Raw genomic sequence first — 12,360 nt, 5'->3', positions numbered from 1 at the left:
CCACCTAAAAAAGCAGACTAACGGTCACCCGATAATCTGCTTAATCGTATATTTCTTTTTTGCATTTCCGCATCGATATATGGAGTAGTGCCTTGCGCAATCACTCGTCCATCTAGTTCTGAAATAAGTGTAATTCGAATAGGTCTTGTGTTCATATCGCTAACATTTTGATCCACTCTGTTTCTGCTTGTATTCAAGTTTAAATTATAAGGTGAACCAGAAAAAGCCAGTTCACTGTCAAATCTAGACTGCATGGATAGATTATCTGTGACTGTTTGTGCTACACTTCGAGCTGCATTCGCCACATTTCTAAGACGGTTTAACATCCCAACTTCAAGACCTTCAGTAGTAAATTCCCCAGACTCCTCTGTCACACGAGATGGAGAATGAATTTTAAGCGCTCGGTTAATAGTTGAAGCAACACGATTAGCTACACTGTTTGCTGCTGCTATTGCACTTCCAGCGCCAGCATTAATACCGCTTGCTAAACCGCTCATTGCATACACGCCTGATGAATACATTGAACCATGTAGTCCGCGAAAAACACTTGCTAATGAATTGGCTCTTGAAGCAGCGATAGATACAGCTCTAGCCATACCGGATGAAACAGTATTTGAAACTGAATTCATAGCACTTCTAGTAGTTGACTGTACAGAATTAAATCCACTTCTTATTACAGAATTAAACTTAGACATTGAACTATTTGCAGTGCTATTGATTTTATTCAATGAATTAGTAGTATTTGTGTTTATTTTAGACATTGACTGGTTAACGCCAGTTGCCATCTTGTTATAGTTATTTGTAGCGGTTGACGACGCTTTGCTAGAAGAACTTGTTACAGACGCTTCTAATGATTGTACAGAACTTGAGCCTTTTGATTTCATATTTCCGAATGAATCAATTGCATTCGATTGTAACGTCTTTACATCAACTGACCCAAGCTTGCTTAATGAGTTTGTAGCATCTACTACATTCCCCTCTAAATCAGTTGCATAAGCACCACTCCTGCTAGCCATCGTACCAAAGTCACCAATAACATTACTTGATAAATCTCCAGTAATTCCGCTAGCATTTGTATTCAGACCTGACAAACTAGCAGTCGCTCCACTAGCAAATGTATCTAAACTAGTTTGCATTGACGACGTTGCGGCACTCATATCCGCAGCGGTTTTTGCACTCGTATCTTTAGATTTTCCAGTAATGGTATCCCAAAGACTGCCAAAACCGTTTTTGATTCCATCCCATGCACCTTGTAACACGCTTGGTATTGCCTCCAAAATACCAGTCGCAAGCGATTTTACAATTTCCCAACCTGCAGATAGAATGCTTGGCAGCATTTGAATAATTGATGTAACAAGCATGATAATTATTTGGATTCCCATAGATATAATTTGTGGCAAACTATCCACCAAACCTTGAACCAAGGCTTGAATAATTTGAACTGCACCTTCTAAAATCATCGGTAGGTTATTTACAAGCCCTTCTAATAGCGTTTGAACGAGTGTTAAGGCCATATCGATGATTACCGGAAGCATAGAAACAAAACCATCTATAAGCGTCGTAATAGCTTGTACAGCAACAGGAATTAAAACGGGTAGCATTTTAATAATTCCCGTTACTAAAGTCATGAGAATTTGGAATCCAACACTTAAAATTTGTGGTAAATAACTAACTATCGTTGTAACTAAGTTAACGATAATGGATACTGCCGATTGCATAATTAACGGCAGGTTTTGAACGATTCCATCTACTAAACTTAATAACAAGTTCATACCAGCCATTAGGAGCTTAGGCGCATTTGAAATAATCCCATTCAATAATGCGGTTACTACGTTTAAGGCCGCTGGAATTAGTTGTGGAATAGCATCAGACACACCTTGAATAAGCGTAACTACAATCTCCACACCTTTGGTTAAAATTACTGGAATATTAGCAGCAATAGCATTTAATAGATTGGTCACCATTTCAGACCCTAAAGCAATCAAACGGGGTAGATTTGAGATAATACCATCAGCAAAACCACTGATAACTTGTGGTCCCTTGACAGCCACGTCTTGAATAAAGCTATTAATTTGAGTTCCGAATTGGTCCATTGCTAAACCAAAACCTGCTAAGACTACGCCAATAATAGCGGCAGGAGCTACTAATCTAAGAGCAATACCAACAATCGAAGTAATCGAGCTCATAAATCCACTTAAGACAGTTGTTCCTACACTTGTTGCCGTCTCAAGACCGGTGGAGATTCCGCCAAAGCTTTTCCCAGCGATACTGGCCGCTTTACCTAATTCAGGAAATTCATCGCTTAAGCTAATCAATTTGCTACTTGTTTTTAGAATAGTATTGTCAACATTATCGAAAACTTCTCCTACGTCCAACATTCCGATTTTAAAACCACCCAGCTTACTTCTAGCGGTTTCAAATCCTTTTGCAAAGTTAGTCAAGTTAGCTTTACCACTTAACTCTTTTGCTCTACCTGCTATGTCACCAATTGATTTAGCAGCTAAACCACCCTTATCAGCCATGCTAGAAAATATGCTGGGCATTTTTTCTAAAAACGGAGCTGAACCGGAAGCTAAAATACCAGCTCCTAAAACCGAACCGAATTTAACAAGCGTCGGCATTACTTTTTGGACTAAATCATCAACTGAATTAATATCGCCAATCCATTTGTCAAAATTTAATTTGTCGACAACCTCAATTACTTTTTCTATCCCGTCTATTGCAAATTGTGAAAATTTATCATAGGCAGGTTGAAGTTTATTTGTAATGGTTTCCTGTAACCCATCCATAGCTTCATCGACAGATTTATACTGCGTAGCCATTTTGGAAAACGCTTTGTTCGTCCCTACCTTTTTTACGGCGTTGAAGAAATCTTCTGTTTTAATTGTTCCATCTTGAACAGATTTTACCATTTCGGCAGTAGACATACCCATTTCTTTTGCAACAGCCGCAATACCAGCCGGTGTTTGTTCCAACATCAGTTTAAAATCTTGCCATTGTACGGTTGGTTTAGCTGCCATTTGTGTCGCTTGTTGACTCAATGTCTTCATGGCTTGTTTGGGATTCTCTGCCGCTGCTGCTAAACCACCAAAACCTTTAACTAATTGATTAGAACCTTTAATACCCACTGCTGTTAATTGACTATAAGTCGTAGCCATGTCAGAAGCAGAATAGATAGTTTGAGTAGCATAATCCATTAATTCTTTTTTAACAGAAGAAATTTCCTTTTTGCTTTTGCCCAAATTTTCCATGTTACCAGTATAAGTTTTCCAAGTTTTCGAACCTTGAGCTAGTTCTCCGGATAAGCCAGAAATAGCATTAGTAACAAAACTACCTGCTGCACTAACAGCTTTAAAAACACCAATTCCGGTAGCGATTTTACCAATTGACGCAGTGGATTTACCTGCAGCAGATTGCAGCCCACCTAAAGAACGTTCTGCGCCTCGCATAGAACTGGAAAAACCTTTATCAACAGCAGAAAGGACAGCTTCTACACTATAACTTTCCATAAATCACCCTCCTTTCCTACTTGTTTGATTTGAGCATCATGTCATTCAGGCTTTTATCTTTCAAAACTTTGTCTTCGGGTCTTGTTCCTAAAATACGCTGCTCCATTTTTTTAAAATTAAAGAAGTCATCAAAACGTCGGTATATTGCTTTACCTTTTTTATCTGCAGCTTGTGCTTGATTTATTTGCCATGCTAGTTTATGCAATTTATACTCTTCATCTAACTGTCTAAGGCTGTACGCTTTCATACGAATTCGGTATTCTTCGATAGTCATTCTTTTAATCATCAAAAAATCAGTAATCCCAAAATATCGAATACAATTCAGTTGAATTTCTTCGTAGATTTCTTCAAACGTTTGTTCCGGCTTTAAGCTTCCATTTGTTCCAAGATTTTCGTCACTTTCTTCGAGGTAAACGCCGACTTTTTTAATTCGTCGAATACTTCATCAAAGAGTTCATCCGCTCCGTTTTCTTCCACATATTCAGCTAATGCTTTTTCGCTTACTCGTGGAGTTTCAGTAGAGTTTGCGATTCGCAACACATCAATTAGTGTTTCAATATCTCCACTAGCTAAGTTCGTTGCGACAGCTTCAATTCCAGCATTAATCGCAATACCTTGCGCAGTAATCTTGTTGCGTTTATTTAGCTCTTTTAAAAATCCGTAGCCGTAGACAAATTGGTAATCTTTATCGTTAATTGTTAATTCCATTATGTTTTCCTCCTAATTTGACAAAAATAAAAAGGGCTAGCATCGCTAACCCTTAATAACTCAACCTTCTGGTGTTACTGTTTCTTTCACGGTGTCTTTAAATACATATTGCACCACTTCTTCTTGGTCTGCAGACAATGTAGCATATCCTTTAGCACCCTTACCGTTGATACCAAATTCAAGCGACAATTCTACGCTATCTTCGGCATTCGTGTTTTTGCCAAAGGATGTTACATACCCTTGGTAGTACGTAGCTTTGTATTTGTCCGCATCTTCTCCCGTGCCTTTTTCAGCACGGTTAATTTCCCAGATTTCGATGAGTTTATCGTCATCCAGAGCACCTTCCAGTTTATCAACATATGGATCGTTGATAGACAAGATAGACGTAGCGGAAAAGTCAAACTCCAAAGCACCCGGAGTACGGATAGGACCATCTTTAGTTGCCACGCTGTCACTATCCTTAGATTTCGTATTTTCATGTTCTGTTTGGAAAGCTAATTTAAACGCCGCTTCCTTCGTTGCATCTTCTAGCAAACGAAAAAGCAAAATGACGTCAATACCTTTTGCTGCTTCTGCCATGTTTGTATTCCTCCTATTGTACGTTAAATTCAAGCGTGATTATCGCCCGTTTTAAAGGCGTATTCGTGCTTGTATCGTCTCTTAATGTAATTCCACTAGCTTGTACGTTAAGCGCCCAGAAATAGCCTTCTGTAGCGTTTAATCGCAAAGCAGAGTTAAAAATAGCGGATGCCATATCCGACACCTGCTTGCGTTTCTTTTGAAGCCCCCAAACGGAAAGCGTAAGGATGACGGAGCCTTTAATATCCGTTTTATTAGCCTTGTGGACGGTTTGGCTGTCTTCTAGCTCTACAAACGGATAAGGCACATCGTCCATCGGCTTGTAGTCATAGACCGCATAGCCTAACGCTTGGCACTGTTTAAACATCTCATCAAAGAGTGATTGGTCGCGTGTTTTAATCATTTAACCAACCTCCCCATATCAGATTTAAACTTAGCTTTTTGCCTGTTTAATGGAGGAGTGAAGAAATCCCGTTTTGCCATAAACCGAGTTCCATAAATTAAATAAGGGGAATACTCAGTATGAGGCCCGGTTTTACCTGTAAGTCCTCCGTCAGCAATTTCCATGACAATACTTCTTTTTGTAGCCCCGGTAGGCTTAACAAATTTTCCGCCTTCCATGTGCCCTGTAAGTACCGTCTGGCTTTCTCTTTGCATAGCTCCAGTTAATTCTGCTGTATTCGTTTTTACAACCGTCTTAACATCAGCCATTGTGGCATTCTTCCGCAATTTCTTTTGGAGCTTGTCGATACCTTTAATCTGGATAGACCTAGCCACCTTTGACCACCTCTTCCACAATCAACGTATTCCGTTCAAGCGGCTGTCTGGCGGTGGTTAGTTGATAACTCTTGCCATCAATTTCGATGTTGTCCCATTTCGGAATAATAAATAAAGGCTGTGTCCTGATAACAACAGCCCCTTGCTTAATACTCCCGAATAAAGCCACACTTCTGTTAGTGCCAAGGTCAGTCACATTAGCATCGGTAGCGGTAACGGTGGGTTCGTCCTCAATCCACACGCCAGGTTCCGGGTCGTAGTGGGAGCCTTCGCTGTTTTTGATAAACAATACTTTCGTGTCGTATCTCAATATAGCCGAAACCTCCCTCGTTTGACCTCGCCTTCCTCGTCTTTTTGTGCGTTTAGCCAGTCGTCAATCTCGCCTTGATATTCGGCGAAGTCCGATTCTGGAAATGCCATGGATAGGCCTTCTTGGCTGTAGGATTGCATACCTTCATTACCAATTCGATTAAATCGTTTGACCGTTACCTCATAGACGATTGTTTCAAAGCTGGCGGGCACTTCTGACACGCCTAGAATGGACGCTAGACGACTTTTAGTACGTCGTTCGACAACTTCTAGCTTCTCATCTTGCGTACCGCCTAACAGCTTCTTAACGTCTTCTGCAATGGTAGCCATTTAACCACCTACTTCTTTTTCTCGTCCACACGTTCTAAAAAGGATTGGTCTAAGTTCTTTTCGACTTCACCGGCACGTTTAACCGTCATGTCGATGATAGACCCCTTTTCATACAACTCTTTCGTGTGGACGTCTCGGAAAGTTTTCTTTACTTCAAACTTAGCCATAATATCCTCCTTAGCCTTCTGGAGTTGGTTCGGTCAAAGTTACTTTTACAACTTTTGTTAAATCGTAAAGGTAAGCTGCATAGTGTTCATCAGCAGTGATGATTGTAGTCTTATTGATCACGTTGCGGTCAGACTCTACTTGCACACCACGTTTCATAACTAATTTCAAAGCTGGTTGGTTCGCAACGATTTTAAACATCAACGCTTCACCTTTAGCAAGCTTTTTAGACCGGACAATTTGTGCGCCTAAGATATCAGCGTATGTTCCATTAATCAACGCATTAGCACCAACTTCAGAACCAATTTTCTGAGCGTTAGCATCAGCACGCAAAGCGCCTGCATCAATTGGGTTCATAACAAATACATAAGCTTGTGCGTCTTCATCATTGAACACGTCCAAGACAGTTTGCACACCGGCCACTGTTGCTGGTGCAGTAGCTACTTGGGTAGTAGTTTTGGCAGCCGCTAATAAGTCATCATCCACTTTATTCGCGATAGACATAGCCAATTGGCGGTTAGATTCGCCTACAGGGTCACCGTAACCAGATAAAACAGCTTCATCAGTAATTTCAGTACCTTTTGCCGCTTTTTTGATCGTTACAGATTTGGTAGTCGTACCGATTTTATCCAACGGAATCGCTTCGCCTTCGCCAACATCCGCCGCGTCGCCAATGTAGGTAAATGCTGGGAACGTCAACGTGTTACCTGGTTGACCAGATAAAGTTGCGTCTAATTGTGCTAATGGTGTAAAGCGCAAAGCTTTTTGTAACTCATAAGATACGATTGGTGCTAGTACTTCCGGATTTACTAAATCCGCTAACATTGTTTTTGTGTCTGCCATGTTAATAGCCTCCTGTTAATTTTTTAAATAATTCTGGGTTACTTGATGCTAATGCTGACTTTTGTGCATACGGCATTGCATCAAATTGTTCTTGTGTAACTGTGTTTTGATTGTTAATAGTGCGCTTCGGAGTCGTGCCGGTATTGCGGCGGACTTCCCATTTAGCCTGTTGGTCTTGTGTGTAGGTAATCAATGCTTTGACGTTAGCCAAGGTTTGTGTGTCATCTTCTGCCACCACTAGCGCTAAGATGTCTTTCCCTACTGCCAAACCTGCCTCTTTAAGCACTTCATCGGCTTGCTGTGTGGATTCCGCAATTTTAATTTGCGATTTCAGCTTGGCGATCTCGGCATCTTTTTCTTCTTGAGCTTTGACCGCTTTCTCCTCATCAGAAAGAGTTTTGACACCTTTCTTGCCAGCATTTTCTAGTTCCTCGATTCGAGCTAATGCTTGGTCAAGCTGTGTCTTGGTCTCTTTTTCGGCGGCAGTCTTACTCGCAAGACGTTTCTGTAGTTTTTCGACGACTTTCTCACTATCGAGTTCCTTTTCTGTGGTCTCCTCTGCAGCGGTTTCCTCAGTTTCAGTGGTTTCGGTAGTAGTTTGGTCGTCTGCCGTTTCCTCCGCGAAAAATTGCAGTCTCATCGGCATTAGAAATGGTTTTTTCATGTGTATTTCTCCTTCTCTCGCATTTTCTGGCATGGGAGCCATCTCGCATTTAGTGTCTTGGGAGACAAAACAAAAAGCCCTATCGCTAGGACTTACCCACAAATATTTCTAACCCCGTCGAATTCGATGGGGTTAAACTTCTTCGTAGGTTGCTTCGAAAATATCTGGTTTACAGGGATAAAGCTCTCCTTGCACCCCTTTGATGATGTAATCACCATCGTTGACATTCATAATTCCTTCTAGGGTTTTTATGGCAGGAACGGACAGCTTTTCTTTTAAAGGTCCTTCGAAATTCGGATTTTCATCATAATCAATCCATGATTCACCAACGAATTCCTTACATTTTCGGTATCTACGCGCTGATGCCATACGCAATTGGATTGCTTCTACTTCGATAGGTTTTTTCCGGTACTTCATCGTTTTACCTCCTTTCGAAATTAGCCTTAACCCCGGCTAGGGAGATATCTGGACCACCAACCAATCCGGCACTATCTGCCTGATTAGTATTCGGCCTACTATCCGGTGGTTTCTTAATCGGTAACGCAAAAAGACCGACAATCTCACGCAGAGTCATCGGCTGGTAGCGAGTATTCTGTTTTGGCATTGGGATTCCTCCTTTTATACGCTAGGCACCGTACTGCACCGGCAGTTCGGGTGCATTGGCGCAGCGTTTAACCCAGGTTCCATCTTGCTAACCTTAAATGTCTTGCCATCTAGCGGTCTACACAACCCACACGCTGACGGTTCAGCCACAAACTCAAACTCATCAATATCATTTTCCAGATATGATTTCTGCTGGATAGACATTTGCATTCTAGCCGTTTCTGTCCGCATTAACCGCTCCGCTTCATACTTGCTACTGTCAAACAAGTTTCTAAGCTCTCTCGCAAGCTCTCGTGGGTTTCTTCCTTGTGTGACACTCCTTATCAGCAGTCGGTCTAGGTCAGCCTTAAGCGCCCCGTTATTTCCCCATATACGCTCTGAAAACGTAGCGCCTTGAAAACTACCAAGCGCCACAGATTCCACGAACGTTTTATAGTTTGAAAACACCGTCTCGCCTAAAATACCCGCTTGGCGTTCTGCTTCTTTTAATCCTGTTTTTGTGAGTGTTTCAGCTGTGTACTTGTCCATCTCGTCAGACAAAGCTATCAGCTCTAAACCGATTTGAGATTTTAACAACTCCAATCGATTCGTCCGCATGGTGACGTTGTAAAGCCTTAGCTCATCATTGGCAGTCTTGCTAAAGTCCTTGTTCTTAGCATACTCCTTAGCTTTTCTAGCAAAGGCTTTGACGTCCATTTCTAACGCCATCTTCTTAGCATCAGATAACGTCACGCCTTCTTTGCCAGCGAAACGTTCCCAGTTAGCAGAGATTTCTTTTTCTATTTGGTCGAGAGCCTTCTGATACTTTTCAGCGATGATTTTGGATTGCTTAGCATCTTCTTTAATCTGTTGCTTAATCCATTTTTCTTCACGCTTGCGCCAGTAGTCGGAGGATTTCATCGCTCATCACCGGCCTTCGTATCCTTCTCAAAATCATAAGCCGGCACCGTGCCAGTCTTTGGCTTTTCGGCATCAATCTTATCGATTTCCGTTTTAACATCAGATACCACAGACAGCACAGACAAAGCTGTTTCCTCGCTCGTAACCCCCATCAGCATTTGGGCTGTTTCAGCTTCTTCCTTGATGTTTTTGGGTTCATTCCGGGTAAATGTATACTCAATATCCTTCCAGCCGTCAGAGGAACCAGCAGGTACGTTTGTAGCTAAGCTAAAGAACAACCGATAGCGTTTATTCATGGCAGACTGAAACTTCCGCTGTGCTTGCAACGCAAGGTTAGACATCGCCTCCAGTTTGTAGGCCAGAGCCGTGCCAGATGATTGTCCGAAATTCTCGTCTGAGATGTTCGCCACCATCGAGGTTTGGAAGATTAGCTTTTGCAAGCGGTCAAGTAAGTGTTCGGTCTGCTCGTCGCTGTCAGGTTTATCCAAAAATTTCACGTCTACCTTGCTCGCCTCGGTGCCAAAATAGTTGATGACTCGATTTTCTCGGATTTGTTTTAAATCATCTCCCTCGATTTCAGCTCCCAGAAATGCTAGATACTGGTCCGAAAAATACTCTACATCATTGGCTTTCTCGCTGATTGCCTTGTTAAACGCATTAAACAGGGTAATCACCGACTCAAACACGCTCATGCGCTCTTCGTTGATGTAAAACTCGGTCACTGGTAAATCATCGTAATACTTGCCAATCTCCTCACCGAATTGCAGTGCAGACTCGCTCCCGGTTAGTTTGCAGTTTTTATCAGGTCCGTAATACTCACCCTCAAACACGTTGTTATCATCTAGTCCATAGCGGACAGCAAACAGCGGTTCTTGCTTGATGCTATTGTCATAAACTAAAAACATATCTTCTGGTGAGTTATACACCACGCAAGTTTCTGTCTGTTCGTTCTGGTACATAAACTCATAGCACCGGCCATAAACACAGGCCATTTTTGCTAATTCAGACTCTTCATCTTCCATGTCGTTTAGATTATCAAAGTTTGCTAGAACTTCTGCCACACTCTCGTCTGGATGGCTCTTTTTGACTGGAATACCGTTAAAGTAGCCGGTAAATGTATCGGTGATGTATTTGGGGAAGTTGACAACCAACCGATTATCCGGCTTGTAGCTGTCTTTATTAGCATAGTCGTATATCTCCATTTGGCCTTTGTAGCAGTCCATCAGATATTTGTATCGATACCGCTCCATCTGGTGGATACGGATAAACTTGCTAATGATTGCTGGCGTGATTTCCGTGTCACGGTCAAGCGTCATAATTTTCGGAGGCTTTAACCCTCCTATAAAGTCTTTTAATTGCAATTAAAGTCCTCCTTTAAATGTTTTAACTCGTGCTTTACCTTTGCCGTTGATTGACTCAACAGCATAGCGTGTAGCATCAATGACATGGTTATAAGAGTCCACCGGTTTGTTGGTGTACTCATTCGTCTTTTTATCTTTGGTCCATGTGTAGTTTTCCAATTCCTCAATTAATTTCACGCACCGTTCGTCCACAACTAATTTAAATTGTTGCAAAAACTGTATGCCTTGGATAATCGAGTCCGGGCCTTTCTTAGCCTCTCGTATCCGACTAATGCCGTGTCTGCGCATTTCAGCAATGGATTTCTTTTCGGCAGAGTCTGCCGTGATGATTTCTTTTCCATATCCCAAAGCCGTGACTGCATCGGCTATCTGGTCATTAAGCAAGCCCTTTTTAACGTACTCCTCGATAAAATAGAGCGTCTTGTTTGGCTCATCTACTTTGACGTGGATAAAAGCCGATGGATCGTTGATGTACCCAAAGTCGAGGCCGAAGTATGACGGCAAAAAAGAAAGCTCCTGCTTGTTTAGCAGAAGCCTGTCGTATTTAGGGAATATTAGCTTGTCTAGCGTGGCGAATTCGCCTAGTGCATATATCTTGTAATATGCCTCATTGCGTTGCGCCAACAGCTCGATATTGCGTTTTACGCTGTCGTCTAAGAAACGATTGCTCTTGTATGTGGTTTGATAGATAACTGCGTCCGGTTGCTTGCTGACAAAGAAATATTTGTATACCCAATTGACTTTAGAGACCGGGTTAAACATCAAATAGATTTGCTTGTCTTTATGCCGTTTCTCCCGCGTCCGGAGTGTTAGCTGGGTGTAGTCGTCAAGAGTGAACTCGGTCGCCTCTTCCATGACGACATCAGAGATACCCTTGATTGATTTAATCTTTTCCGGATTGTCCATACCTTTAAACAGGAACACGGACCCATTTGGTAACTCTATGCGGTAATCGCTCATGTTTACCTTGCAAAACGGCAGTAGCTTGAATGCGGACAGACATTCTAAGACGTCTTGGAAGATAGAATCCTTCACGGTTGCAGCGACTTTTCTCAACCACAGGACACGCCTTGGGTAATCCCAATGTTTCAGCGACTTAATGACTATCTTCTGCACAACACCGTGGGATTTACCACTCGATGCACCGCCATAGTGGACTTCTGTCTGGTGCGAGTAGTCATATAAGCAATCGTATATATATTTGTTAAACACTTTCTTGGGATCGTTGATTTTAAGCATCGTCATCGTCCCAATCGTCAATCACGATGTCAAAGTTGATATCCTGCTTAATCTCTTTTTTGTCAATCGGTGCCAGTCCGCCACGGTCCATGATGTCTTTGGCGGCATTAAACCTCACCATCTCGGATTTAGCAGACAGCAATGAAAGCATCGTGTTTAACGCCTTGCCGGAAGACTTACTCATAATTGTTTTAACATGATCGTCGTAAGCCTTGCTAAAGTCATCGTCTTTCAGCCAGTTGTAAAGCGTCGATTCTGCTATCTGGAGTTGAGAGGCGATTTCTGCCCGTGTCATATCTCCTTCAAACAGCATCACGATAGCCTTTTGATGTATTCTCTTTAATTCCACATTATCGCCTCCAATCTCTAAAAT

General features: G+C 42.0%; 17 protein-coding genes. All 17 read right to left on the bottom strand.

Annotated features, from left to right (window positions below):
- Positions 1-17: 17 nt before the first annotated feature.
- The 17 genes from JZO76_RS07405 to JZO76_RS14205 all read right to left on the bottom strand — a co-directional run bounded on the left by JZO76_RS07405 (position 18) and on the right by JZO76_RS14205 (position 12,336).
- The gene (locus JZO76_RS07405) at positions 18-3,509 is read right to left on the bottom strand and encodes a tape measure protein (RefSeq protein ID WP_206903484.1); all 3,492 of its coding nucleotides are present in this window, start codon (positions 3,507-3,509) and stop codon (positions 18-20) included.
- A gap of 16 nt (positions 3,510-3,525) precedes the next feature.
- A complete protein-coding gene (locus JZO76_RS07400) occupies positions 3,526-3,795 on the bottom strand; it encodes a hypothetical protein (RefSeq protein ID WP_206903483.1) in 270 nt (89 codons plus the stop codon).
- Positions 3,796-3,875: 80 nt separating this feature from the next.
- Positions 3,876-4,217 carry a tail assembly chaperone gene (locus tag JZO76_RS07395; RefSeq protein WP_206903482.1) on the bottom strand — a complete coding sequence of 114 codons (342 nt, stop codon included), beginning with the start codon at positions 4,215-4,217 and terminating at the stop codon, positions 3,876-3,878.
- Between the two features lie 60 nt (positions 4,218-4,277).
- Positions 4,278-4,796: a phage major tail protein, TP901-1 family gene (locus JZO76_RS07390; protein WP_206903481.1), complete on the bottom strand. Its 519-nt coding sequence runs from the start codon at positions 4,794-4,796 to the stop codon at positions 4,278-4,280.
- A 13-nt stretch (positions 4,797-4,809) separates the two neighbouring features.
- The gene (locus JZO76_RS07385) at positions 4,810-5,199 is read right to left on the bottom strand and encodes a phage capsid protein (protein WP_206903480.1); all 390 of its coding nucleotides are present in this window, start codon (positions 5,197-5,199) and stop codon (positions 4,810-4,812) included.
- Positions 5,196-5,573, bottom strand: a complete 378-nt coding sequence (locus JZO76_RS07380) for an HK97-gp10 family putative phage morphogenesis protein (protein WP_206903479.1) — start codon at positions 5,571-5,573, stop codon at positions 5,196-5,198. The genes JZO76_RS07385 and JZO76_RS07380 overlap by 4 nt, the downstream gene beginning before the upstream one ends.
- Positions 5,566-5,883 carry a hypothetical protein gene (locus JZO76_RS07375; RefSeq protein WP_206903478.1) on the bottom strand — a complete coding sequence of 106 codons (318 nt, stop codon included), beginning with the start codon at positions 5,881-5,883 and terminating at the stop codon, positions 5,566-5,568. The genes JZO76_RS07380 and JZO76_RS07375 overlap by 8 nt, the downstream gene beginning before the upstream one ends.
- Positions 5,880-6,212 (bottom strand): phage head-tail connector protein, encoded by a 333-nt coding sequence (locus JZO76_RS07370; protein ID WP_206903477.1) that lies wholly within the window; start codon positions 6,210-6,212, stop codon positions 5,880-5,882. Before JZO76_RS07370 ends, JZO76_RS07375 begins: the two co-directional genes overlap by 4 nt.
- Before the next feature lie 8 nt (positions 6,213-6,220).
- Positions 6,221-6,379, bottom strand: coding sequence for a hypothetical protein (locus JZO76_RS07365; protein ID WP_206903476.1), 159 nt, complete (start codon positions 6,377-6,379; stop codon positions 6,221-6,223).
- A gap of 10 nt (positions 6,380-6,389) precedes the next feature.
- On the bottom strand, positions 6,390-7,220 hold the full coding sequence (locus tag JZO76_RS07360) for a N4-gp56 family major capsid protein (RefSeq protein WP_206903475.1): 831 nt from the start codon (positions 7,218-7,220) through the stop codon (positions 6,390-6,392).
- Between the two features lies 1 nt (position 7,221).
- Entirely contained in the window at positions 7,222-7,884 is a 663-nt protein-coding gene (locus JZO76_RS07355; protein WP_206903474.1) for a capsid assembly scaffolding protein Gp46 family protein, read from the bottom strand.
- A gap of 132 nt (positions 7,885-8,016) precedes the next feature.
- Positions 8,017-8,301, bottom strand: a complete 285-nt coding sequence (locus JZO76_RS07350) for a hypothetical protein (RefSeq protein ID WP_206903473.1) — start codon at positions 8,299-8,301, stop codon at positions 8,017-8,019.
- Positions 8,302-8,305: 4 nt separating this feature from the next.
- On the bottom strand, positions 8,306-8,488 hold the full coding sequence (locus JZO76_RS07345; protein ID WP_206903472.1) for a hypothetical protein: 183 nt from the start codon (positions 8,486-8,488) through the stop codon (positions 8,306-8,308).
- A 14-nt stretch (positions 8,489-8,502) separates the two neighbouring features.
- The gene (locus JZO76_RS07340) at positions 8,503-9,387 is read right to left on the bottom strand and encodes a minor capsid protein (RefSeq protein ID WP_206903471.1); all 885 of its coding nucleotides are present in this window, start codon (positions 9,385-9,387) and stop codon (positions 8,503-8,505) included.
- Positions 9,384-10,748 (bottom strand): phage portal protein, encoded by a 1,365-nt coding sequence (locus tag JZO76_RS07335; protein ID WP_206903470.1) that lies wholly within the window; start codon positions 10,746-10,748, stop codon positions 9,384-9,386. Before JZO76_RS07335 ends, JZO76_RS07340 begins: the two co-directional genes overlap by 4 nt.
- On the bottom strand, positions 10,749-11,993 hold the full coding sequence (locus JZO76_RS07330; RefSeq protein ID WP_206903469.1) for a PBSX family phage terminase large subunit: 1,245 nt from the start codon (positions 11,991-11,993) through the stop codon (positions 10,749-10,751).
- Complete coding sequence (locus tag JZO76_RS14205; RefSeq protein WP_206903468.1) at positions 11,980-12,336, bottom strand: phBC6A51 family helix-turn-helix protein; 357 nt, start codon at positions 12,334-12,336, stop codon at positions 11,980-11,982. The genes JZO76_RS07330 and JZO76_RS14205 overlap by 14 nt, the downstream gene beginning before the upstream one ends.
- Positions 12,337-12,360 lie beyond the last annotated feature (24 nt).

Source organism: Candidatus Enterococcus myersii (genome assembly GCF_017316025.1).
Classification (GTDB): Bacteria; Bacillota; Bacilli; order Lactobacillales; family Enterococcaceae; genus Enterococcus_C; species Enterococcus_C montenegrensis.
This window is presented reverse-complemented; position numbering and strand designations above follow the sequence as displayed.

Coding starts and splice junctions, on each gene's coding strand:
- JZO76_RS07360 (WP_206903475.1), bottom strand. CDS start 7,220: ATGGCAGACACAAAAACAATGTTAGCGGATTTAGTAAATCCGGAAGTA.
- JZO76_RS07390 (WP_206903481.1), bottom strand. CDS start 4,796: ATGGCAGAAGCAGCAAAAGGTATTGACGTCATTTTGCTTTTTCGTTTG.
- JZO76_RS07385 (WP_206903480.1), bottom strand. CDS start 5,199: ATGATTAAAACACGCGACCAATCACTCTTTGATGAGATGTTTAAACAG.
- JZO76_RS07365 (WP_206903476.1), bottom strand. CDS start 6,379: ATGGCTAAGTTTGAAGTAAAGAAAACTTTCCGAGACGTCCACACGAAA.
- JZO76_RS07370 (WP_206903477.1), bottom strand. CDS start 6,212: ATGGCTACCATTGCAGAAGACGTTAAGAAGCTGTTAGGCGGTACGCAA.
- JZO76_RS07355 (WP_206903474.1), bottom strand. CDS start 7,884: ATGAAAAAACCATTTCTAATGCCGATGAGACTGCAATTTTTCGCGGAG.
- JZO76_RS07400 (WP_206903483.1), bottom strand. CDS start 3,795: ATGATTAAAAGAATGACTATCGAAGAATACCGAATTCGTATGAAAGCG.
- JZO76_RS07330 (WP_206903469.1), bottom strand. CDS start 11,993: ATGACGATGCTTAAAATCAACGATCCCAAGAAAGTGTTTAACAAATAT.
- JZO76_RS07405 (WP_206903484.1), bottom strand. CDS start 3,509: ATGGAAAGTTATAGTGTAGAAGCTGTCCTTTCTGCTGTTGATAAAGGT.
- JZO76_RS07340 (WP_206903471.1), bottom strand. CDS start 9,387: ATGAAATCCTCCGACTACTGGCGCAAGCGTGAAGAAAAATGGATTAAG.
- JZO76_RS07350 (WP_206903473.1), bottom strand. CDS start 8,301: ATGAAGTACCGGAAAAAACCTATCGAAGTAGAAGCAATCCAATTGCGT.
- JZO76_RS07395 (WP_206903482.1), bottom strand. CDS start 4,217: ATGGAATTAACAATTAACGATAAAGATTACCAATTTGTCTACGGCTAC.
- JZO76_RS07345 (WP_206903472.1), bottom strand. CDS start 8,488: ATGCCAAAACAGAATACTCGCTACCAGCCGATGACTCTGCGTGAGATT.